This window comes from Pseudomonas fluorescens, from assembly GCF_019212185.1.
Taxonomy (GTDB): domain Bacteria; phylum Pseudomonadota; class Gammaproteobacteria; order Pseudomonadales; family Pseudomonadaceae; genus Aquipseudomonas.
In genome coordinates, this window is the sequence record NZ_CP078138.1 from 1,812,236 (window position 1) to 1,834,668 (window position 22,433).

17 protein-coding genes are annotated in these 22,433 nt (G+C 61.2%); 10 read left to right on the plus strand and 7 right to left on the minus strand.

The window, feature by feature from the left end; genetic code table 11:
• The first annotated feature begins 26 nt into the window (after positions 1–26).
• From aceK to KW062_RS08060, 5 genes are all read left to right on the plus strand, one after another.
• Positions 27–1,745, plus strand: a complete 1,719-nt coding sequence (aceK, locus tag KW062_RS08040) for a bifunctional isocitrate dehydrogenase kinase/phosphatase (RefSeq protein WP_027619192.1) — start codon at positions 27–29, stop codon at positions 1,743–1,745.
• Positions 1,746–1,868: 123 nt separating this feature from the next.
• Positions 1,869–5,780, plus strand: coding sequence for an ATP-dependent RNA helicase HrpA (gene hrpA, locus KW062_RS08045; RefSeq protein ID WP_105754318.1), 3,912 nt, complete (start codon positions 1,869–1,871; stop codon positions 5,778–5,780).
• 341 nt (positions 5,781–6,121) lie between these two features.
• Positions 6,122–7,243, plus strand: a complete 1,122-nt coding sequence (locus KW062_RS08050; protein ID WP_105754319.1) for a beta-ketoacyl-ACP synthase III — start codon at positions 6,122–6,124, stop codon at positions 7,241–7,243.
• 325 nt (positions 7,244–7,568) lie between these two features.
• Positions 7,569–8,912 (plus strand): OprO/OprP family phosphate-selective porin, encoded by a 1,344-nt coding sequence (locus KW062_RS08055; protein WP_027619189.1) that lies wholly within the window; start codon positions 7,569–7,571, stop codon positions 8,910–8,912.
• A 148-nt stretch (positions 8,913–9,060) separates the two neighbouring features.
• A complete protein-coding gene (locus tag KW062_RS08060) occupies positions 9,061–10,185 on the plus strand; it encodes a GNAT family N-acetyltransferase (protein ID WP_105754320.1) in 1,125 nt (374 codons plus the stop codon).
• 15 nt (positions 10,186–10,200) lie between these two features.
• On the opposite strand, the gene aqpZ is transcribed toward KW062_RS08060, so the two are convergent.
• From aqpZ to KW062_RS08085, 5 genes are all read right to left on the minus strand, one after another.
• Positions 10,201–10,899, minus strand: a complete 699-nt coding sequence (gene aqpZ / locus KW062_RS08065) for an aquaporin Z (protein ID WP_027619187.1) — start codon at positions 10,897–10,899, stop codon at positions 10,201–10,203.
• A 251-nt stretch (positions 10,900–11,150) separates the two neighbouring features.
• A complete protein-coding gene (locus KW062_RS08070) occupies positions 11,151–12,983 on the minus strand; it encodes an ABC transporter ATP-binding protein (protein WP_027619186.1) in 1,833 nt (610 codons plus the stop codon).
• Between the two features lie 89 nt (positions 12,984–13,072).
• The gene (locus KW062_RS08075) at positions 13,073–13,636 is read right to left on the minus strand and encodes a peptidylprolyl isomerase (RefSeq protein ID WP_027619185.1); all 564 of its coding nucleotides are present in this window, start codon (positions 13,634–13,636) and stop codon (positions 13,073–13,075) included.
• A gap of 3 nt (positions 13,637–13,639) precedes the next feature.
• Entirely contained in the window at positions 13,640–14,443 is an 804-nt protein-coding gene (locus tag KW062_RS08080; RefSeq protein ID WP_105754321.1) for an alpha/beta fold hydrolase, read from the minus strand.
• Between the two features lie 14 nt (positions 14,444–14,457).
• Complete coding sequence (locus tag KW062_RS08085) at positions 14,458–15,381, minus strand: LysR family transcriptional regulator (protein WP_105754322.1); 924 nt, start codon at positions 15,379–15,381, stop codon at positions 14,458–14,460.
• A gap of 49 nt (positions 15,382–15,430) precedes the next feature.
• On the opposite strand from KW062_RS08085, the gene KW062_RS08090 reads away from it, so the two are divergent.
• From KW062_RS08090 to srmL, 4 genes are all read left to right on the plus strand, one after another.
• Complete coding sequence (locus tag KW062_RS08090; RefSeq protein WP_027619182.1) at positions 15,431–15,745, plus strand: hypothetical protein; 315 nt, start codon at positions 15,431–15,433, stop codon at positions 15,743–15,745.
• Between the two features lie 149 nt (positions 15,746–15,894).
• Positions 15,895–16,494 (plus strand): FMN-dependent NADH-azoreductase, encoded by a 600-nt coding sequence (locus KW062_RS08095; protein ID WP_027619181.1) that lies wholly within the window; start codon positions 15,895–15,897, stop codon positions 16,492–16,494.
• Positions 16,495–16,973: 479 nt separating this feature from the next.
• On the plus strand, positions 16,974–17,837 hold the full coding sequence (locus tag KW062_RS08100; RefSeq protein WP_105754323.1) for a carboxylate/amino acid/amine transporter: 864 nt from the start codon (positions 16,974–16,976) through the stop codon (positions 17,835–17,837).
• 132 nt (positions 17,838–17,969) lie between these two features.
• Entirely contained in the window at positions 17,970–19,118 is a 1,149-nt protein-coding gene (srmL, locus tag KW062_RS08105) for a PheS-related mystery ligase SrmL (protein ID WP_105754324.1), read from the plus strand.
• 111 nt (positions 19,119–19,229) lie between these two features.
• On the opposite strand, the gene KW062_RS08110 is transcribed toward srmL, so the two are convergent.
• Entirely contained in the window at positions 19,230–20,528 is a 1,299-nt protein-coding gene (locus KW062_RS08110) for a mechanosensitive ion channel family protein (RefSeq protein WP_105754325.1), read from the minus strand.
• A gap of 194 nt (positions 20,529–20,722) precedes the next feature.
• Here KW062_RS08110 and KW062_RS08115 point away from each other — a divergent pair, with 194 nt between their 5' ends.
• Complete coding sequence (locus KW062_RS08115) at positions 20,723–22,069, plus strand: DEAD/DEAH box helicase (RefSeq protein WP_027619177.1); 1,347 nt, start codon at positions 20,723–20,725, stop codon at positions 22,067–22,069.
• A 54-nt stretch (positions 22,070–22,123) separates the two neighbouring features.
• Here KW062_RS08115 and KW062_RS08120 read toward each other — a convergent pair whose 3' ends face one another.
• On the minus strand, positions 22,124–22,399 hold the full coding sequence (locus KW062_RS08120; protein ID WP_105754326.1) for a hypothetical protein: 276 nt from the start codon (positions 22,397–22,399) through the stop codon (positions 22,124–22,126).
• Between the last annotated feature and the right edge of the window lie 34 nt (positions 22,400–22,433).

The following is a 22,433-nucleotide window of genomic DNA, read 5'->3' on the forward strand; positions in this document are numbered from 1 at the left end:
AAGAATCTTCCCGCAGAGGTCTTCCCATGCCGCAGCCCTGGCCCGCCGCCGACATCGCCCGTATGGTCCTCGACGGTTTCGACGACTACCGCGAGCATTTCCGCCAGATCACCGATGGCGCCCGCGCGCGCTTCGAACAGGCGCAGTGGCAGGAAACCCAGGTCGCCTCGGCGGCGAGGATCAACCTCTACGAAGAAAAAGTCAGTGAAACCGTGGGTCGGCTGCGCATCGCCTTCGACGAGCAGACCCTGGATGTCAGCTGCTGGCCGCTGGTCAAAAGCGCATACATCAGCCTGATCGACCTGCGCTTCGACGATGAGCTGTCCGAGACCTGGTACAACTCGATTTTCTGCGGCCTGTTCAGCCACGACCTGATCAGCGACGGCTGCATGTTCATCCACACCACCCGCCCGAGCCTGCGCCGGGCGCGGGCGGCGCAGACTCGCACCTACAAGCCGCAAGGCCAGTTGCCGGGGATGCTCGCGAGCATCTTTGCCGACTTCCGTTTCAGCGAAGACTACGCGGACCTGGCCGGTGACCTGCGCCGGCTCGAAGCGCAACTGCGCGAGAACCTGCCGGACTGGGTTTGCAAGGACCCGAACCTGGCGGTCGAACTGTTTTCCTCGGTGCTGTACCGCAACAAGGGCGCCTACCTGGTGGGGCGCATTTACACCGCCGACGAGCAATGGCCGCTGGTGATCCCGCTGCTGCACCGCGAGGGCCGGGGGATCCAGATCGATGCGTTGATCACCGACGAAGCCGAAGTGTCGATCATCTTCTCCTTCACCCGTTCGTATTTCATGGTGGATGTGCCGGTGCCCGCCGAGTTCATCGGTTTCCTGCGGCGGATCCTGCCGGGCAAGCACATCGCCGAGCTGTACACCTCGATCGGCTTTTACAAACACGGCAAGTCGGAGTTCTACCGCGCGCTGATCAACCACCTGGCCAACACCGACGACCCGTTCATCATGGCCCCCGGCGTGCGCGGCATGGTCATGAGCGTGTTTACCCTGCCGGGCTTCAATACCGTGTTCAAGATCATTAAGGACCGCTTCTCGCCGTCGAAAAACGTCGACCGCGCCACGGTGATCGAGAAGTACCGATTGGTGAAAAGCGTCGACCGGGTCGGGCGCATGGCCGATACCCAGGAATTCGCCGACTTCCGTTTTCCACTGAGCAAGTTCGACCCAGCCTGCCTTGCCGAACTGCTGGAAGTGGCGCCGTCGACCGTGGCCGTCGAAGGCGACACGGTGCTGATCCGCCACTGTTGGACCGAACGGCGGATGACGCCGCTGAACCTATACCTGGAAAACGCCAACGACGCCCAGGTGCATGAGGCGCTGGAAGACTACGGGCTGGCGATCAAGCAACTGGCAGCGGCGAACATTTTTCCCGGCGACATGCTGCTGAAAAACTTCGGCGTCACCCGCCATGGTCGTGTGGTGTTCTACGACTACGACGAGATCTGCTTCCTCACCGAAGCCAACTTCCGCCACATTCCTGAACCGCGTACCCCAGAGGACGAAATGGCCTCCGAGCCCTGGTATTCGATTGGCCCGCTGGATGTGTTTCCCGAGGAGTTCCCGCCGTTTCTGTTCGCCGATGCCGGGCAGCGCAAGTTGTTTGATCAACTGCATGGCGAGTTGTACAACGCCGATTACTGGAAGAGCCTGCAGGAGGCGATTCGGGCGGGGAAGGTGATTGATGTGTTTCCGTATCGGCGCAAGGGGCTGGACAACGAATAGTCGTCCATCCGACACGATCCCTTGTAGGAGCCGGCAAGCCGGCTCCTACAAGGGATCTCGTTCACCCTGTAAATCTGCGACAATCGCCGACCTGCGCCACTAGACGACTGAATTGCGTACCCGATGACCGACGAATCGCCCTCCATCGACAAACTGCTGAAAAACCTCGATCACGCCATGCTCGCCGACCGCCACCGGCTGCGGCGGCAGTTGCTTGAGCTGCGCAAGAAACCCGATGAGGCCAAGCTGGCCCAATGGGTGGCGCGGATGCAGGCGTCCTGTGATCAGGTGCTGGCGCGTAAAGCCAGCCTGCCGCTGATCCGTTACGACGACAGCCTGCCGATCGCGGCCAAGCGTGACGAGATCAAGAAGGCGCTGGAACAGCATCAGGTGCTGATCATCGCCGGCGAAACCGGTTCTGGTAAAACCACCCAGTTGCCGAAAATCTGCCTGGAAATCGGTCGCGGCCAACACGGCCTGATTGGCCACACCCAGCCACGCCGAATTGCCGCGCGCAGCGTTGCCAGCCGGGTTGCCGAAGAGTTGGCCACGCCGCTGGGGGCACTGGTCGGCTATCAGGTGCGGTTCGAGGACCAGAGCGACGCCAACACCCTGATCAAACTGATGACCGACGGCATCCTGCTGGCGGAAACCCAGAACGACCGCTACCTCGAGCGCTACGACACGATCATCGTCGACGAAGCCCACGAGCGCAGCCTCAACATCGACTTTCTGCTGGGCTACCTGAAAACCCTGCTGCCACGGCGTCCCGACCTGAAGGTGATCATCACCTCGGCGACCATCGACCTGGAGCGCTTCTCCAAGCACTTCGACGATGCGCCGATTGTCGAGGTCTCCGGCCGGACCTTCCCGGTGGACACCTGGTATCGCCCGCTGACCCTGGAGCAGGACGAGGAGGGCAACCGCGTCGAGGACGACTTGACGGTGGATCAGGCGATTCTCGCCGCCCTCGACGAAATCGCCGCCCATGAGCGCAGCGAGCGCCGCAGCCCCGGTGACGTGCTGGTGTTCCTGCCCGGCGAGCGCGAGATTCGCGACGCCGCCGACCTGTTGCGCAAGGCCCAGCTCAAGCACACTGAAATCCTGCCGTTGTACGCGCGCCTGTCACCGGCCGAACAGCAGCGGATTTTCCAGTCGCACCCTGGACGGCGCGTGGTGCTGGCAACCAACGTCGCGGAAACCTCGCTGACCGTGCCGGGCATTCGCTACGTGATCGACAGCGGCACCGCGCGCATCAGTCGCTACAGCTACCGGGCCAAGGTCCAGCGCTTGCCGATCGAAGCCATTTCCCAGGCCAGCGCCAACCAGCGCAAGGGCCGTTGCGGACGGGTCGAGCCGGGGATCTGCATTCGCTTGTACAGCGAAGAAGACTTTATTGGCCGCCCGGAATTTACCGATCCGGAAATCCTGCGTACCAACCTGGCGGCGGTGATCCTGCAGATGCTCCATCTGCGACTGGGTGAAATTACCGACTTCCCGTTTATCGAGCCGCCGGACGGCAAGGCCATCAGCGACGGCTTCAACCTGCTGCAAGAGCTGTCGGCGGTGGACCGCAACAGCCAGCTGACGCCGCTCGGTCGGCAGTTGGCGCGCTTGCCAGTCGACCCGCGCATGGGCCGCATGCTGCTCGAAGCGGCCAAGCTCGGCAGCCTCCAGGAAGTGCTGATCGTCGCCAGTGCGATGTCGATCCAGGACCCTCGGGAACGTCCACCGGAACGCCAGCAAGCCGCCGATCAGGCCCACGCGCAATGGAAAGACGTCGACTCTGATTTCGCCGCGCTGGTCAATCTGTGGCGGGGTTTCGAGGAGCAGCGCCAGGCGTTGACCGCCAGCCCGCTGCGCAACTGGTGCCGGAAACATTTCCTCAATTACCTGCGCCTGCGCGAGTGGCGTGACTCCCATCGCCAGTTGAGCCTGATCTGCCGCGACATGCAGCTGAGCCTGAATAAAGAGCCGGCGGATTACCCGAAACTGCACAAGGCGGTATTGGTGGGGCTGCTCAGCCAGATCGGGCAGAAGACCGAGGACGGCGACTACCTCGGTGCGCGTCAGCGACGCTTCTGGATTCACCCGTCATCGGGCCTGGGCAAGAAGCGCCCGCAGTGGCTGATGACCGCCGAACTGGTGGAAACCACCAAGCTCTACGCGCGCATGGTGGCGAAGATCGATGCCGACTGGATCGAGCCGCTGGCCGGGCACCTGATCAAGAAAAATCACTTCGAACCGCATTGGGAGAAGAAGCGCGGGCAGGTGGTGGCCTACGAGCAGATCACCTTGTTCGGGCTGATCGTGGTCGGGCGTCGGCCGGTGCATTACGGTCCGGTCGACCCGGTGGTGTCCCGTGAGCTATTTATCCGTGAAGCGCTGGTGCGCGGCGAAATCCAGTCCCGGGCCAAGTGCCTGACCGCCAATGCACAGTTGCTCGAGCAGCTCGATGAGCTGGAGGCCAAGGCCCGCCGTCGCGACATTCTTGCCGACGAAGAAACCCTGTTCGCCTTCTACGACGCGCGGCTGCCGGCGGAGATTCACCAGACCGCGACGTTCGACAGTTGGTACAAGGTCAACAGCCAGAAGAATCCGCAGTTGCTGATCATGCGCGAAGAGGATGTGCTGGCCCGTGAAGCCAGTGAAATCACTGCGCAGCATTACCCGGACACCTTGCACATCGGTGATCTGGAATTGGCCCTGAGTTACCACTTCGAACCCAATCATCCGCGGGACGGCGTAACGCTACGAGTGCCGGCGCCGTTGTTGCCGATGCTGCCACCGGAGCGCCTGGAATGGCTGGTGCCGGGAGTGATCGAGGCCAAGTGCATTGCCCTGGTGCGTAACCTGCCCAAGGCACTGCGCAAGAACTTCGTGCCGGTGCCGGACTTCGTCAAGGCCGCCCTGCAGCGCATGACCTTCGCCGAGGGCTCGCTGCCCCAGGCGCTGGGCCGTGAGTTGTTGCGCATGACCGGTGCTCGGGTCAGCGATGAAGCCTGGAGTGAGGCCGCGCAGCAGGTTGAAAACCACCTGCGGATGAACCTGGAAATCGTCGACGCTCAGGGCAAGTTCCTCGGTGAAGGCCGTGATCTGGCCGAGCTCACGGCGCGTTTTGCCGAAGCCAGCCAGGCTGCATTGGCGGTGCCGCAAACCGCGAAAAGCCAGGAGCCGGTGCAGCCGAAAGCCTTCGCCGCCGTCGCCGAGAAAACCCAACAGAAAATCGCCGGGCTGTCGATGACAGTGTATCCGGCACTGGTGGAAGAGGCGGGGACGGTCAAGGAGGGGCGCTTCTCAACGCCGGCCGAAGCCGAGTTTCAGCATCGTCGGGCCTTGCAGCGCTTGTTGCTGCAACAGCTGGCGGAGCCGGCGAAGTTTCTCCGGGGCAAGTTGCCGGGCCTGACCGAGCTGGGCTTGTTGTACCGCGATCTGGGCCGAGTCGATGCGTTGGTCGAAGACATCCTGCTGGCCAGCCTCGACAGCTGCATTCTCGACGGCGAAGACCCATTGCCCCGCGATGGTGCCGGGTTGGCTTCGCTGGCCGAGCGCAAGCGCGGTGCCTGGACCGAGCACGCCGAGCGGGTGGCGAAGCTGACCCTGGAAATCCTCAAGCTCTGGCACGGTCTGCAAAAACGCTTCAAGGGCAAGATCGATCTGGCGCAAGCCGTGGCCCTCAATGACATCAAGCAGCAACTCAGCCATCTGGTATACCCGGGCTTTGTCCGCGAGACGCCGATGCAATGGCTCAAGGAACTGCCACGGTATTTGAAGGCGGTCGAGCAACGTTTCGAGAAAATCGGTGCCCAGGTCCAGCGCGACCGGGTGTGGAGCGGCGAATTGTCTGGCCTGTGGACGCAATACCAGACCCGCGCCAACAAACATGCCCAAGAAGGCAAGCGCGATCCGCAGCTGGAGCTGTATCGCTGGTGGCTGGAGGAATACCGGGTGTCGCTGTTCGCCCAGCAGTTGGGGACCAAGGTGCCGATCTCGGACAAGCGTCTGAATAAGCAGTGGGCGCAGGTAGAGCCGTAAAGCCAAGGCTTGCGCAATACCTGTAGGAGCGAGCCTGCTCGCGATGGGGCCCTTTGATTCAGCATTAATGTTGATTGATAGATCGCCATCGCGAGCAGGCTCGCTCCTACAGGGGGCGTGGTGGCTTCCAGGCGGTGTTATCCAGCAAACCACGCCAACTCCCGCGCTTTATGGCAAACTTCGCCACCATAAATGCCGTTTTCGCGACCCAGAGCCTGCGCTCGGGTCGAAACGCGGAATAAAGCGACGCCCCGGTCTGCGTCCCTGGATGGGCTTGGACCCTTTACGTGTTGGTACGTCGGTGCCAATACTTTCTGCCTGAACAGATTAGAGAAGCGACCATGCATAACGTCGTCATCAGCGGCACCGGCCTGTACACCCCGGCCAACAGCATCTCCAACGAAGAGCTGGTGCAGTCTTTCAATACCTACGTCGCGCAGTTCAATGCCGACAACGCCGAGGCCATCGCCCGTGGTGAAGTCGAGGCGCTGACCGAATCCAGTGCGGCGTTCATCGAAAAAGCTTCCGGGATCAAGAGCCGCTTCGTCATGGACAAAGAAGGCATCCTCGACCCGACGCGCATGGCGCCGCGCCTGCCGGAGCGTTCCAACGACGAATGGTCTGTGCTCTGCCAGATGGCCGTCGGCGCTGCCGAACAGGCCCTGCAACGCGCCGGCAAGACGGCTGCGGACATCGACGGGGTGATCGTCGCCTGCTCCAACCTGCAACGCGCCTACCCGGCCATTGCCATCGAAGTCCAGGAGGCCATGGGCATCCAGGGTTTCGGTTTCGACATGAACGTCGCCTGTTCCTCGGCCACCTTCGGCATCCAGGCCGCCGCCAACAGCGTGCAACTGGGCCAGGCCCGGGCGATCCTGATGGTCAACCCGGAAGTCTGCACCGGCCACCTGAACTTTCGTGACCGTGACAGCCACTTCATCTTCGGCGACGCCGCCACGGCGGTCATCATCGAGCGCGCCGACCTGGCGACGTCCGCGTACCAGTTCGACGTGGTCAGCACCAAGCTGCTGACCAAGTTCTCCAACAACATCCGCAACAACTTCGGCTTCCTCAACCGTGCGGCGGAAGAGGGCATCGGTGCTCGCGACAAGTTGTTCGTGCAGGAAGGGCGCAAGGTGTTCCGTGACGTCTGCCCGATGGTTGCAGAACTGGTTGGCGCCCACCTGGAAGAAAACAGCCTGAATGTCAGCGACGTGAAACGCTTCTGGCTGCACCAGGCCAACCTGAGCATGAACCACCTGATCGTCAAGAAACTGCTGGGTCGCGAAGCCAGCGAAGAAGAAGCGCCGGTGATCCTCGACACCTACGCCAACACCAGCTCGGCCGGTTCGGTGATTGCCTTCCACAAATACCAGGACGACCTGCCGGCCGGTTCTCTGGCGGTGCTCAGCTCGTTTGGCGCTGGGTATTCGATTGGTAGTGTGATTTTGCGCAAGCGTTGATCGACTTGCCGGGGCTGTCTTCGCTTGCGACGTGCCAGCGAAGACAGCCTCCAATCATTTAGCGCCATTGCGGACGTCTTCGCTGGCAAACCAGCTCCTACGATTCCTCTGACACCCCGTAAAACCCCTCTATCTAGCCCCTCCCAGCCCATCCCCCGACGCGTAGCAGATTTATTTCGAATCGAAGTAAAAAAGTTCCGTTGTCATCAAATCTTTATCTAATGGCAACTTGCCTGCAATACCCCCTCGCCAAGATTCCCTCCCAACACAAGCGGGCCTGAACCGCGTGTTTCAGCTTAAGACCACCAATTAGGGGAACTCTTCGATGATCCGTAAGCACTTCGCCGGTTTTGCTGCCAGCGCACTGGCCATGGCAGTGACCGCCCAGGCTTTCGCAGGCACCGTCACATCCGATGGCGCCGATATCGTAGTCAAGACCAAGGGCGGCCTTGAGGTCGCAACCACCGATAAAGAATTCAGCTTCAAGCTCGGCGGTCGTCTGCAGGCTGACTACAGCCAGTTCGACGGCATCTACACCAAGAACGGGGACACGGCAGACGCAGCTTACTTCCGTCGTGCGTTCCTCGAGTTGTCCGGCGTGCTCTACACCGACTGGGCCTACACCATCAACTACGATTTCTCGCACAACACCGGCGACTCCGATAACGGCTACTTCGATGAAGCGTCGCTGGCCTACAACGGGTTCAAACCGGTATCGATCAAAGTCGGTCGTTTCGACCCGGATTTCGGCCTGGAAAAAGCCACCAGCTCCAAGTGGGTCACCGCGCCTGAGCGCAACATGGCCTACGACATGGTCGACTGGGCCAACGGCCACCAGAACGGCCTGGGCCTGCAAGCCTCGAGCACCTTCGCCGAGTCGTTCTACGCCTCCGCCGGCGTGTTCAGCAAGGACACCGACGACACCGACGGCAACAGCGTCAAGCAGGTCAACGGTCGCTTCGTCTTCGCCCCGATGCACGAAGCTGGCAACGTGCTGCACTTCGGTGTGAACGTCGCTTCCCGTGACGTTTCCGACACCACCTTCGACTCCCGCTACCGCACCCGTATGGGCATGCGCGGCGTGGAAACCCTGGGCGGCAACGATGCCGGCACCAACGGCAACCGTCCGGTACTGGGTGGCAACTCGGCATCGCCGGCCGGTTCCTATGACACCGACACCGCGTTCGGCCTGGAAGCCGCCTTCGCCATGGGCCCGGCGTCGATCCAGGGTGAATACATCACCCGCAAGACCAAGGCTGACGACAACGCGTTCGACGACATCAAGGGTCACGGCTTCTATGTCCAGGGCGCCTATACCCTGACCGGCGAATCCCGTGGCTACAAGGTCGGCAAATTTGACGCGATCAAGCCGCAGAACAAGTCGATCGGCGCGTGGGAAGTGTTCTATCGCTACGACAGCCTGACTGTCGAAGACGACAACATCACCGCTCCGACCCTGACCCGTGACGTCGGCGATGCCGAAGCCAAGGTGCACACCCTGGGCGTCAACTGGTACGCCAACGAAGCGGTGAAGATTTCCGCCGCCTACCTGAACGCCAAGACCGAAAAAGTCACCAACGCCACCGCAGCCAGTGGCGGCACCCCGGCCCAGCGTACCGGCGACGACAGCGGCGACGGTTTCGTGGTTCGCGCGCAATACGTGTTCTAAAACGCAGTAACCCGTTGCAAGAGCTCTTTCTTCATCCGTTAAAGCTCCTTTCGTTTCACCCCGCCTCGGCGGGGTTTTTTTTATTTCGGCAAGCGTCAGGGATGGGCGATACTCGGCGGGTCTTGAGGTTGCACCCGCGGGGAACAGCATGCCGTTACACGTTTTGGACAGTTTGTCCGCCATTGCCGCGCACGAGTGGGATGCCCTGGTGCCCGACTCGCAACCGTTCCTGCGCCATGCCTTCCTCAGCGCCCTGGAAGACAGTGGCAGCCTCGCTGCCCACAGCGGCTGGCAGCCGGAGCACCTGCTGCACATCGAAGACGGCCGCCTGTTGGCGGCATTGCCCAGCTACCGAAAATGGCATTCCTACGGCGAGTACGTGTTCGACCATGGCTGGGCTGACGCCTGCGAGCGGGCCGGCATTGTCTACTACCCAAAGTTGCTCAGCGCCGTGCCGTTCAGTCCGGTCAGTGGACCGCGTTTGCTGGCCGCAAGTATCGAGAACGGTTTTGAACTGCTCAATAGCCTGCCCGGATACCTGGAGATCGAAGAGCTTTCCAGTGCCCATATCAACTTCACCGACCCCTTCACCGATGCCGCGCTGGCTGGGCAAGCCGGTTGGCTGCAACGCATTGGCTGCCAATATCACTGGCAGAACCGTGGCTATCGGGACTTCCAGGACTTTCTCGACGCCCTCAGTTCGCGCAAGCGCAAACAGATGCGCAAGGAGCGCGAGCAGGTGGCGGGGCAGGGCATCGAGTTCGAGTGGCTGAGCGGTGAGCAACTGGATCAGGCGCAGTGGGATTTCGTCTATGCCTGCTACGCCAATACCTATGCGGTGCGTCGGCAGTCACCCTATCTGACGCGGGAGTTTTTCAGCCTGCTGGCCGAGCGCATGCCAGAGGCGATTCGTGTGGTGCTGGCTCGCCAGGGCACGCGGCCGGTGGCCATGGCGTTCAGCCTGGTGGGCGGTGACAGCTTCTATGGGCGTTATTGGGGTTGCCTGGCGGAGTTCGATCGGCTGCATTTCGAGACCTGTTTTTATCAGGGCATGGATTATGCGATCGCTCATGGTTTCCAACGCTTCGACGCTGGCGCCCAAGGCGAGCACAAACTGATTCGCGGTTTCGAACCGGTGATCACTCATTCTTGGCATTACCTGCGCCATCCCGGGCTGAAAGCGGCGGTCAGCGACTTTTTGCAGCGTGAGCGCGAGGGCGTGTTGGGTTATGCGCAGGAAGCGAGGAACGCCTTGCCTTATCGGCAAGGCTGATCCCCATACTGCAATTCAGTCGGACTCTTTGCCCAACCAGCGATACAGCACGCCACCGACCACTGCGCCGAGCAGGGGTGCGACCCAGAATAGCCACAACTGCTGGATCGCCCAGCCGCCGACAATCAGCGCCGGCCCGGTGCTGCGCGCCGGGTTGACCGAGGTGTTGGTGACGGGAATCGAGATCAGGTGAATCAGGGTCAGCGCCAGGCCAATGGCAATCGGTGCAAAGCCGGCCGGGGCGCGTTTGTCGGTGGCACCGAGGATGATCAGGATGAACATCGCGGTCATCACCAGTTCGGTGACAAAGCCCGAAGCCATCGAGTAACCGCCGGGGGAGTGATCGCCATAGCCGTTCGACGCCAGGCCGCTGGCCAATTCGAAACCGGGCTTGCCGCTGGCAATGAAGTACAGCAGGGCTGCGGCAATGACCCCGCCGAGCACCTGGGCAATGATGTAGGCCGGTAGCTCACTGGCCGGAAAGCGCCCCCCGACCACCAGTCCCAACGACACCGCCGGGTTCAGGTGACAGCCGGAAATATGGCCGATGGCAAAGGCCATGGTCAGCACCGTCAAGCCAAATGCCAGGGCGACCCCCAGTAGGCCGATTCCCACCTCCGGAAACGCGGCCGCCAGCACCGCGCTACCGCAACCACCCAACACCAGCCAGAACGTACCTACCAACTCTGTAGCCGAACGTTTTAACAGAGACATTTGAGAGTACCCTTTCGAGTTAACGCTGCCGTGTGCCTGCGTAGATGTACTACAGAACCATCTCCAGAACCTGTGCTGCTTTCAGCCAATACGATGATTGTGTAGGAGCGAGCAGGCTCGCTCCTACACAAGCCTCCACTGAAAACATTGTGCTGAGTACAGCAGGCTTTTTGCGAAATTCCACTCGCACAAAAAAACGCCAGAGCCCCTGTGTCCGGGCTCTGGCGCTTGATGGCGGGGCGCGTGCGGGGTCAGTCGATGCCGACGAACCCGCCTGTCTGATGCTGCCACAGTCGCGCATACAAGCCGCCGTGGGCCAGCAGTTCGGCATGGGTGCCGCTTTCGGCGATCCGTCCGTGCTCCAGCACCACCAGCCGGTCCATGCGCGCAATGGTCGACAGGCGGTGGGCGATGGCGATCACGGTCTTGCCTTGCATCAGGGTTTCCAGGCTTTCCTGGATCGCTGCTTCGACTTCCGAATCCAGCGCCGAGGTCGCTTCGTCCATGATCAGGATCGGCGCGTCCTTGAGCAGCACCCGGGCAATCGCGATGCGTTGCCGCTGGCCGCCGGAGAGTTTCACCCCGCGCTCACCGACATGGGCATCGAAACCGGTTCGGCCTTCGGCGTCCGACAGCTGCGGGATGAACTCATCGGCACGGGCTTTGTGTACCGCTTCCCAGAGTTCGGCGTCGCTGGCGTCGGGTTTGCCGTACAGCAGGTTGTCGCGGATCGAGCGGTGCAGCAGTGAAGTGTCCTGAGTGATCATGCCGATGCGTTCGCGCAGGCTTTCCTGGGCGACGTGGGCAATGTTCTGGCCGTCGATCAGAATCTGCCCTTCCTGCACGTCGTACAGGCGCAGTAGCAGATTCACCAGGGTCGATTTGCCGGCGCCGGACGGACCGATCAAGCCAATCTTTTCGCCGGGCTTGATGGTCAGGTTGAGGTCGCTGATGACCCCGCTGCGCTTGCCGTAATGGAAGGCCACGTGTTCGAAACGTACCTCGCCACGGCTGACTTCCAGACGCGGTGCCGCTTCGTGGTCGGTGACGCTGATGGGCTGGGCGATGGTCTGCAGGCCGTCCTGAACCATTCCGATATTTTCGAAGATGCCGTTGACCACCCACATGATCCAGCCCGACATGTTGACGATGCGGATCACCAGGCCGGTGGCCAGGGCAATCGCCCCCACCGAGATCAGCGACTGGGTCCACAGCCACAGCGCCAGGCCGGTGGTGCCGACGATCAGCAGGCCGTTCATGCTGGTGATGACCACGTCCATGCTGGTGACCACGCGCCCGGCCAGCTGGGATTTCTCGGTCTGCTCGGCAATCGCTTCGCGGGCGTACTGCTGCTCGAAGTTGGTATGGGCGAACAGCTTGAGGGTGGTGATGTTGGTGTAGCCGTCGACGATCCGCCCCATCAGTTTCGAGCGGGCATCGGAGGACACCACCGAGCGTTCCTTGACCCGGGGTACGAAGTAGCAGAGGGCGGCGATGTAGGCGGCGATCCAGCTCAGCAGCGGGATCATCAGGCGCCAGTCGGCCTCGGCGAACAGCACCAGCGAGCTGATCGCGTAGATCAGCACATGCCATAGCGCGTCCACCGCCTGCACGGCGGAGTCGCGCAGGGAGTTGCCGGTCTGCATGATGCGTTGGGCGATGCGTCCGGCGAAATCGTTCTGGAAGAAATTCAGGCTCTGCTTGAGCACGTAGCTGTGGTTCTGCCAGCGGATCAGGCTGGTCATGCCCGGGCTCAGGGTCTGGTGCACCAGCAGGTCATGCAGGCCGACGAACACCGGGCGCAAGATCAGCGCCACCACCGCCATCCACGCCAGCTCCCAGCCATGCTGCGCGAAAAAATCCGGATTGGGTGTGCCCTGGGCGAGGTCGATGATCCGGCTCAGGTAACTGAACAGCGCCACTTCGACCAGTGCGGCGAACAGGCCGACCACCAGCAACGCGACGAAACTCGGCCAGACCTGGCGCAGGTAGTAAATATAGAAAGGCAGGACCCGATTCGGCGGGGCCGCCGTCGGGGCTTCACGGAAAATATCGATGAGTCGTTCGAAGCGGCGATAAAGCATCAGTCTAACGCCCGCGTGCGGGCTCTCCTTGTCATTGATGCGAGCGGCGCGATCAACCCGTCGCTGCCGCTCAGGACGCCTGGTACAGCTTAGTTGATGCGCTTGGCGGACTTGATGATGACTGGGTCAACCGGCACGTTCTGCATGCCTTGTTTGGTGGTGGTTTGCGAGTTGACGATGACGTCGACCACGTCCATGCCCTTGACCACTTTGGCGAACACCGCATAACCGGCATCACGACCCGGGTTCAGGAAATCATTGTCGGCGACGTTGATGAAGAATTGGCTGGTGGCCGAGTTCGGATCGGAAGTACGGGCCATCGACAGCGTGCCACGGACGTTATGCAGGCCGTTGCTGGCTTCGTTCTTGATCGGGTCCCTGGTGTCTTTCTGCGACATCTGCTGGGTGAAGCCACCCCCCTGGACCATGAATCCCGGGATCACCCGGTGGAAAATGGTGTTGGTGTAGAAGCCGCTGTCGACGTACTCAAGGAAGTTCTTGGTACTGATCGGTGCCTTGACCGGATCCAGTTCGATTTCGATCTGGCCGTTGGTGGTGTCGATCAGTACGTGGGGTGCCTTGGCCGGTTCGGCGGCCATCAGGTTGGCGGCGAACAGCACGGAGCCGGCCACAAGGGCGATTTTTTTCAGCATGGGTCAGTGATCCTGGTTGGGTGTGTCAACGGTGGTTAAAAATTCGAGCAAGGTCTGGTTGAAGCGTTGCGGCTGGTCCAGTGGGGTGGCGTGACGGGAGTTCTCGATCACCACCAGCCGCGCATCGGGCAGCAGTTTGACATAGGCCTCTTTCAGCGCCACCGGCGTGTAGTCGCGGTCGGCGCTAATGATCAGGGTTGGACAGGTGACTTTCGCCAGTCGTTCCTGAACGCCCCAGCCAACAATGGCATTGAAGCTGGCGAGATAAGCACGTTTGTCGTTTTTTGCCCAGCGTTCGGCCATTTTCTGCCGCAGCTCGGCTTGATCCGGATGGGGGAACAGTTTGCCGCCGAGGGCCTTGCCGATAGCGCCGAGGCTGAGCACATGCATCAGGCTCCAGCGCTTGAACCACTGCCAATAGTCGTCAACCGTGCGCAGCTTGACCTGCGGCCCGCTGTTGACGATGGTCAGGCTCTTGAGCAGGGGCGGTTGATCCACCGCCAACTGGAAACCGATCATCCCGCCCATGGACAGCCCCACCAGATGGGCCGGACCGAGGTTCAGGTGTTCGATCAGGGCCACCAGGTCGGCGCTGAAACCGGCAATGCTGTAGCGCTCTCGGGGTTTGTCGGAGCGGCCGTGACCGCGCACGTCGGGAACGATCACACGGTAGTGCGCCGACAACTCGGCAATCTGTTTTTCCCAATCGAGGGTGCTTGACCCCAGGCCGTGGATCAGCAGCAGCGGGGTGCCGTGGCCGTATTCCTCGTAATGCAGGGTGCAACCTTCATGCTCGAAATAGGCCACGGTGCAATTCCTTGTCAGGCTTGTTCGGGGGCGGCGAACGGGGCGTCCAGCGGTGCGGTGTCGAAAGTGCGAAGCAGCTCGATGAGAATCTGCGTGGCCGGGCCCAGGGGTTTGTCCTTGTTCGAGTAAAGATAGAAGCTGGGATTGCGACTGCCACCCTGATCCAGTGGCAGCGGCTTGAGCACGCCTTCTTTCAATTCGCGCTCGATCATGTGCCGTGGCAGCCAGGCAAAGCCCAGGCCGCTGCCGACGAAGGTCGCGGCGGTGGCCAGGCTGCCGACGGTCCAGCGTTGCTCGGCGCCGAGCCAGCCGACGTCGCGTGGCTGCTGACGGCCGGAGTCGCGGATCACCACTTGCAACTGGCTTTCCAGGTCCTGGAAATTCAATTCGCGATTGAGCCGGTGCAACGCGTGTTCAGGATGGGCGACCGCGACGAACTCGACGTCGCTGAGTTCCGCGCCCAGGTAGCCGGGGATGCTGAAACTGCTGATGGCCAGGTCCGCCACCCCTTCGTGCAGTACCTCTTCGACCCCGGACAGCACTTCCTCGCGCAGGCGCACCCTGCAGCCACGGCTCTGCGGCATGAAGGCGGTGAGGGCGCGGACCAGGCGGGCGCTGGGGTAGGCGGCGTCGACCACCAGACGCACCTCAGCCTCCCAACCCTGTTCCATATGGTGCGCCAGATCTTCCAACTGGCTGGCTTGTTTGACCAGTTGACGCGAGCGCCGCAGTAGCACGCCACCGGCTTCGGTCAGCACCGCCTTGCGCCCGTCGATGCGCAACAGCGGCACGCCAAGTTGGTCCTGCATGCGCGCCACGGTGTAGCTCACCGACGATTGCGAGCGGTGCAGTGCCTCGGCGGCCTGAGCGAAACCGCCATGGTCGACCACGGCTTGCAGCGTGCGCCATTGATCAAGGGTCACGCGGGGCGCTTTCATGAGGGGCTCCTCTTGTCCTAAGCTGGCGCCTCCCATTGGAGGCTGCCGAATGAAAAAAATCTGTTGTCTGGTCCTGGCGATCTTGCCGTTGAGTGCGTTTGCCTATCCCATCGATGTCGAAAAGCAGCTTAACGGCCTGAAAATCGACTACACCACCTACGCCACCGACTACGACATGGGTTCGATCACCCTGAGCAACTATGGGGACAAGGCCGCCGACTGCAAGGTGGTCTTTCGCAACGGCCCGGAATCACCGCGCACCCGACGAGTCAGCCTGGAACCGGGGAAAAACGCCGAGCTGTCGGCCAAGTTCAGTCGCAAGATCATCAAGCTGTACCTGACGGTGAACTGCAGTCCGAAATGAGTTCAAGCGGAGCGCGTCGTTGAGCCTGCTTCGCTTATAAACGAATTTCTTGATGGGTTATAGCAGTTATTTGCGCTTTTTCATCGATATGACTCTGTTTAATCTTCACTCCATCGACTTACCGCATTCACCGATGGAGCTTACAAGCCATGTCCCGTGTTCTGATCATCGAAAGCAGCGCCCGCCAGCAAGACTCGGTCTCTCGTCAACTGACCCAGACCTTCATCGCCCAATGGCAAGCCGCGCACCCCGCCGACCAGATCACCGTGCGTGACTTGGCCACCCAGCCGGTGCCGCACCTCGATGCTAACCTGTTGGGCGGCTGGATGAAGCCTGCCGAGCAGCGCACCGAGATCGAACAGGCTTCGCTGGAACGTTCCAACCTGCTGACTGACGAACTGCTCGCCGCCGACGTGCTGGTGATGGCCGCGCCGATGTACAACTTCGCGATCCCCAGCACCCTTAAAGCCTGGCTCGACCACGTGCTGCGTGCCGGTGTGACCTTCAAGTACACCGCAACCGGCCCGCAAGGCCTGCTCAGCGGCAAGCGTGCCTACGTCCTGACCGCTCGAGGCGGCATCTACGCCGGCAGCAACAGCGACCACCAGGAACCGTACCTGCGTCAGGTCATGGGCTTCATCGGCATCCACGACGTGACCTTCATCCATGCCGAAGGCCTGAACCTGGGCGGCGACTTCCACGAAAAAGGCCTGAATCAGGCCAACGCCCAGCTGTCCCAGGTGGCTTGATATGTTAATCGCCAGATAATCCCTGGATGGTCTAGTGATCTGGCGCACCCCTTCAAGGTTCCACGCGCATCGAACCTCCCTTTGCACTTGTTGCTCCTGAGTGCTCTAGCCCGATTGCACGCTTTAGCGAGATCGGGCTTTTTTTTGCCTCGATTTTTGTCAGTGACCATGCCTCCTTTGTAGGAGCCAGCCTGCTGGCGATAGCGGTGGATCAGCCAGCAAATGTATCGACTGGGCTGGCCCCATCGCGAGCAGGCTCGCTCCCACATAGTTTTTGCGGTGCGCACAATTTCTCTGAGTGATCCGGATCCCCGTGGGAGCTAGCCCTGCTAGCGATGGTCGTCAACGATGACGTGGGCTGTCTGAATAGTCGCGGTGTCCTGGCGTTTTTCGCTGGCAAGCCAGCTCCTACAGAGGACGTGACCTCGCGATCAAGGGCAAAACCCGTTATCGTCGCCGCCATCGAAAATGAGGCGAATATGGGCTATCTACTTGTTGTCACGCTGATCCAGGCGTTTTCCTTCAGTTTGATCGGCGAATACCTTGCGGGTCATGTCGACAGTTACTTCGCGGTGCTGGTGCGGGTGCTGCTGGCCGGGTTGGTGTTCATCCCACTGACCCGCTGGCGCTCGGTGGAGCCTTCGTTCATGCGCGGCATGCTGGTGATCGGCGCCCTGCAGTTCGGCGTGACCTACGTCTGCCTGTACCTGAGCTTCCGCGTACTGACAGTGCCGGAAGTGCTGTTGTTCACCATCCTCACCCCGCTGCACGTGACCCTGATCGAAGACGCGCTGAACCGCCGCTTCAATCCCTGGGCCCTGGTCGCGGCTTTGGTAGCCGTGCTCGGCGCCGCGGTGATCCGCTACGACCGCATCAGCCCCGACTTCCTGATGGGCTTTTTGCTGCTGCAACTGGCCAACTTCACCTACGCCGCCGGGCAAGTCATGTACAAGCACCTGGTCGCCCGCCACCCCAGCGACCTGCCGCATTACCGACGCTTCGGCTACTTCTACCTCGGCGCCTTGCTGGTGGTGTTGCCGGCGTTCCTGCTGTTCGGCAAAAGCAACTTCCTCCCCGAAGCGCCGCTGCAATGGGCCGTGCTGCTGTTCCTCGGCCTGGTCTCGACGGCACTCGGCCTGTACTGGTGGAACAAAGGCGCCTGCCTGGTCAACGGCGGCACCCTGGCGGTGATGAACAACCTGCATGTGCCGGTGGGGCTGTTGTTGAACCTGCTGATCTGGAACGAGCATGAAGAGCTCGGGCGGTTATTGTTGGGAGGCTTGGTGATTATCGGTGCGGTGTGGATCAGTCGGTTGGGCGTGCGCCGAAAATCCCTGGCGTAAGAGGGCTCTGTAGTCCTGTTCTGAAAATTCAAACCGGCCGCTTTATCGGTTGTAGTGCCCAAAATGTATACGTAGGTTTGGCCTCATGAGGGTTGGCAATTTGTCAGGTCTGCACATGAGGAAAACCTACGAATGCATGCGTCGAAAACCTGCCTGGCAACTCCCGCCGTCCAACAGGCCCTATCGCAGATTGACCTGACCAAGCCTTCTTCCCCCGATCACGCCATTCGGCTGTTGCTCACGCAAATCCTCGACGGGCTCGCCAGCAAAGGCTGGCCGACTGCGCAAATCCAGACCGGCCCACGAATCGTCTCCGCCCAGGAGAACTATAGGCTACTGGGCTACGACCCGGCTGAAATCACCCTGGGCAGCGAACACACCCGTTGGGTCGATGAGTGTTCGTTGCTGCGCACCCAGACCACCAGTCAGATTCCGGCGGCACTGCAGCGGGCGGCCGAGCAGCGTCGAGCGGGTGAAACCGTTCTGCTGGCGGCGCCCGGGATTACGTTCCGGCGTGACAGTCGCGATCGGTGGCATTGCGCCGAACCCCATCAGATGGACATCTGGGTCCTGGGCGAGCCGGAACTGGCGACGCGTGAGCACTTGCTGCGGCTGGTCGGCGACATTCTCCAATTGGCGGTGCCTGACGCTGCCTGGGTCCATAGCGATAGCCCGCACCATTACACCGAGGGTGGAATCGAAATCAATGTGCTCAACGATGGGCAACCGGTGGAGGTGCTGGAGTGCGGCTGCATCGCGAAGTCGTTGTTGCAACGGTTGCAGATCGATCCCGCCCGCCATGGCGGACTGGCCCTGGGCATGGGGCTGGATCGCCTGACCATGTTACGCAAAGGCATCCCTGACATTCGTTTGCTGCGCGACACCAACGAGCGAGTGCAAGCACAGATGCATGACCTGCTGCCCTGGCGCGCGGTTTCACGGTTGCCGTCGATTACCCGGGACATATCCCTGGCGGTCACCCCGGGGCAAAGCGAGGAACTATTGACGGAAAAAATGCTACTGGCGGCTGGAGAGTGTTCAGGCTGGATCGAAGAGATGCAGATAATCGGGCGCTGGGGCGAAGCGCAACTTCCTGTGCAGGCCATCGAGCGATTGGGGTTGTTGCCGGGCCAGGAAAACCTCTTGCTGCGGGTGGTTCTGCGCGATTGTTCCCGCTCGATCACCGCCGCTGAGGCCAATGCGGTGTACCAGCGGATTCAAACCGCACTGCATGAGGGGGCGCCCGGGGCTGGCTACAAGATGGACCTTCATCAGGGTTAGCACCTTTGCGCAAAGGTGCCGGGGGAGGGAGGCGCGACGCTCGTCCTCAACCAAAGCGCCGCGTTTTTCCAAGGGGGCCATCTTGCATTGCTTCGCGGTGATGCAGCCTGATCAGCCCGTGTGCTTCTCCAACTGCGCTACAGAGCTGGCCCCCAGCACCGCCGGCAGAATCCCGGCGCGCAGATCATTACCGCTCGGCTGCTGATACAAGCTCAAGCCAAACTCCGGCAGCACCGCCAGCAGATAATCGAAAATATCGCCCTGAATACGTTCGTAATCGGCCCAGGCGGTGGTTCGGGTGAAGCAGTAGATTTCCAGCGGGATGCCCTGGGCGGTGGTCTGCATCTGGCGGACCATGCAGGTCATGTTCGGCTGGATTTCCGGGTGGCTCTTCAGGTAGGCCAGGGCATAGGCGCGGAAGGTGCCGATGTTGGTCATGCGCCGGCGGTTGGCGGACATTGCCGCGACATTGCCCTGGGCCTCGTTCCAGGCCTTGAGCTCGGCTTGTTTGCGGCCCATGTAGTCGGTGAGCAGGCGCACCTGGGTCAGGCGCTGCTCTTCGTCATCGGTGATGAAACGCACGCCGCTGGCATCGATAAACAGGCTGCGCTTGATCCGCCGACCACCGGAGGCCTGCATGCCGCGCCAGTTCTTGAAGGATTCGGACATCAGGCGCCAGGTGGGGATCGAGACGATGGTCTTGTCGAAATTCTGCACTTTGACCGTGTGCAGGGTGATGTCGACCACGTCGCCATCGGCACCGACTTGTGGCATTTCGATCCAGTCGCCGACCCGCAGCATGTCGTTGCTGGTCAGTTGTACGCTGGCGACGAAGGACAGCAGGGTGTCCTTGTAGACCAACAGAATCACCGCCGACATGGCGCCGAGACCGGACAGCAGTAATAGCGGCGAACGGTCGATCAGGGTGGCGACGATGATGATCGCGCCAAACACGAACAACACCATCTTCGCCAGCTGCACGTAGCCCTTGATCGAGCGGGTGCGCGCGTGTTCGGTGCGGGCATAGATGTCGAGCAGGGCGCTGAGCAGGGCGCTGATGGCCAGCGTCAGGAACAGGATGGTGAACGCCAGGGCGAGATTGTCGAGGAAGTTCAGGGTGATTTTGTTCAGTTCGGGAATCAGGTTCAGGCCGAACTGCACCACCAGCGATGGCGTCATCTGTGCCAGGCGATGGAAGACTTTGTTGTGCAACAGGTCATTGACCCAGTGCAGGGTCGGCTGCCGGCCAAGTAACTTGACGCCTTGCAGGATCAGGTAGCGCGCCACTCGTCCAACGATCAGTGCCACCGCCAGCAAGGCCAGCAGGGCCAGGGCGGAGTACAGACGCGGGTGCTGCTCCAGGGTTGTCCAGAGTTCCTGGGTGTTGAGCCAAAGCTGTTTGAGATCCATAAGCTAAAACGATTCTTCTATAGGGCAGGGCGGGCTCGATTAGAGCATTTACGGGCTGACAGGTCAGGTCCTGGGTCAAGTCTGCGAAGAAAATACCCAGTCTTTGTGTCCGTTTGCACAAAGAAACTCGGCCTGAGCGCTCGAAATTGTTACCCTATGCAGCTGATTTTTTGTATTTCCTCGAGGTAGCACCCGTGTTTTCCCAATTCGCCCTGCACGAACGCCTGCTCAAAGCCGTGGCCGAGCTTAAATTTGTCGAGCCAACGCCAGTGCAAGCAGCGGCTATCCCGCTGGCGCTGCAAGGGCGTGACCTGCGGGTGACGGCGCAAACCGGTAGCGGTAAGACCGCTGCATTCGTCCTGCCGATCCTCAATCGCCTGATCGGTCCGGCGAAGATCCGCGTCAGCATCAAGACCCTGATCCTGTTGCCGACCCGCGAGCTGGCCCAGCAGACTCTGAAGGAAGTCGAGCGCTTTTCGCAGTTCACTTTCATCAAGTCCGGCCTGATCACTGGCGGCGAAGACTTCAAGGTCCAGGCCGCGATGCTGCGCAAGGTGCCGGACATCCTGATCGGCACGCCGGGGCGGATGATCGAGCAACTGAACGCCGGTAATCTCGACCTGAAAGAAGTTGAAGTGCTGGTGCTGGACGAAGCCGACCGCATGCTCGACATGGGCTTTGCCGAAGACGTCCAGCGTCTGGTTGACGAATGCCCGAACCGTCAGCAAACCATGCTGTTCTCCGCCACCACCGGTGGTTCGGGCCTGCGCGAGATGATCGCCAAGGTGCTGAACAACCCCGAGCACCTGCAGCTCAACGCGGTCAGCCAACTGAACGACACTACGCGTCAGCAGATCATCACTGCCGACCATAACCAGCACAAAGAGCAGATCGTCAACTGGCTGCTGGCCAACGAGACCTACCAGAAGGCCATCGTCTTCACCAACACCCGAGCCATGGCTGACCGCATCTACGGTCGCCTGGTGGCGCAGGAATACAAGGCGTTCGTGCTGCATGGCGAGAAAGACCAGAAGGATCGCAAACTGGCGATCGATCGCCTGAAGCAGGGCGGGGTGAAAATCCTCGTTGCCACCGACGTTGCCGCCCGCGGCCTGGACGTCGACGGCCTGGACCTGGTGATCAACTTCGACATGCCACGCAGCGGCGACGAGTACGTACACCGTATCGGTCGTACCGGGCGTGCCGGCAACGATGGCCTGGCGATCTCGCTGATCTGCCACGGCGACTGGAACCTGATGTCGAGCATCGAGCGCTACCTCAAGCAGAGCTTCGAGCGCCGCACCATCAAGGAAGTCAAAGGCACCTATGGCGGACCGAAAAAGGTCAAGGCTTCGGGTAAAGCCGTTGGCGTGAAGAAGAAAAAGACCGACGCCAAGGGTGACAAGAAGAAGTCAGTGGCCAAGACCCCAACCAAGCGCAAGAGCGCCAACCGGCCGAAGGCCGAGGCTCCGTCGCTGGTCAGCAATGACGGCATGGCGCCGCTCAAGCGTCGTAAGCCGGAAGCGCCAGCGGCTGAGTAAACCTCTTCGCAATTTGTAGGAGCAGCCCGGCTGCTCCTACAATGATCTCGACGATCAACCCTCGGCCTTCTGCTCCGCCGCATCCAGCTCCTTGAGCCGCTGATCGATCAACTGGCACTTGTCCGGCAGATCTGCCGCCGCAGTACCCAGGTCCATCTTCTGCAATTCCTCATTCATTTCCTTGGCCTTCACCGGATTCTGTTCGGTGAGCTTGGCGACCCGTTGCGCCAGTTCTTCACGTTTGCCGGTGGCTTCCTCCGGCGTGCAAGCCCAGGCGGGCAGGGTGCTGCACAGGGTGGCGACGAGGGTCAGTTTCAATAGGCTGTTCATGGGCGTGGCCTCGGTTGGCGGAGTTAACCGGTTG

Bases quoted from the DNA above. Each gene is read 5' to 3' on its own strand.
- srmL (WP_105754324.1), top strand. From the start codon at position 17,970: ATGCATGCGTCGAAAACCTGCCTGGCAACTCCCGCCGTCCAACAGGCC.
- KW062_RS08055 (WP_027619189.1), top strand. From the start codon at position 7,569: ATGATCCGTAAGCACTTCGCCGGTTTTGCTGCCAGCGCACTGGCCATG.
- KW062_RS08070 (WP_027619186.1), bottom strand. From the start codon at position 12,983: ATGCTTTATCGCCGCTTCGAACGACTCATCGATATTTTCCGTGAAGCC.
- KW062_RS08090 (WP_027619182.1), top strand. From the start codon at position 15,431: ATGAAAAAAATCTGTTGTCTGGTCCTGGCGATCTTGCCGTTGAGTGCG.
- KW062_RS08060 (WP_105754320.1), top strand. From the start codon at position 9,061: ATGCCGTTACACGTTTTGGACAGTTTGTCCGCCATTGCCGCGCACGAG.
- KW062_RS08120 (WP_105754326.1), bottom strand. From the start codon at position 22,399: ATGAACAGCCTATTGAAACTGACCCTCGTCGCCACCCTGTGCAGCACC.
- KW062_RS08100 (WP_105754323.1), top strand. From the start codon at position 16,974: ATGGGCTATCTACTTGTTGTCACGCTGATCCAGGCGTTTTCCTTCAGT.
- aqpZ (WP_027619187.1), bottom strand. From the start codon at position 10,899: ATGTCTCTGTTAAAACGTTCGGCTACAGAGTTGGTAGGTACGTTCTGG.
- KW062_RS08085 (WP_105754322.1), bottom strand. From the start codon at position 15,381: ATGAAAGCGCCCCGCGTGACCCTTGATCAATGGCGCACGCTGCAAGCC.
- KW062_RS08050 (WP_105754319.1), top strand. From the start codon at position 6,122: ATGCATAACGTCGTCATCAGCGGCACCGGCCTGTACACCCCGGCCAAC.
- KW062_RS08095 (WP_027619181.1), top strand. From the start codon at position 15,895: ATGTCCCGTGTTCTGATCATCGAAAGCAGCGCCCGCCAGCAAGACTCG.
- KW062_RS08110 (WP_105754325.1), bottom strand. From the start codon at position 20,528: ATGGATCTCAAACAGCTTTGGCTCAACACCCAGGAACTCTGGACAACC.
- aceK (WP_027619192.1), top strand. From the start codon at position 27: ATGCCGCAGCCCTGGCCCGCCGCCGACATCGCCCGTATGGTCCTCGAC.
- KW062_RS08075 (WP_027619185.1), bottom strand. From the start codon at position 13,636: ATGCTGAAAAAAATCGCCCTTGTGGCCGGCTCCGTGCTGTTCGCCGCC.
- hrpA (WP_105754318.1), top strand. From the start codon at position 1,869: ATGACCGACGAATCGCCCTCCATCGACAAACTGCTGAAAAACCTCGAT.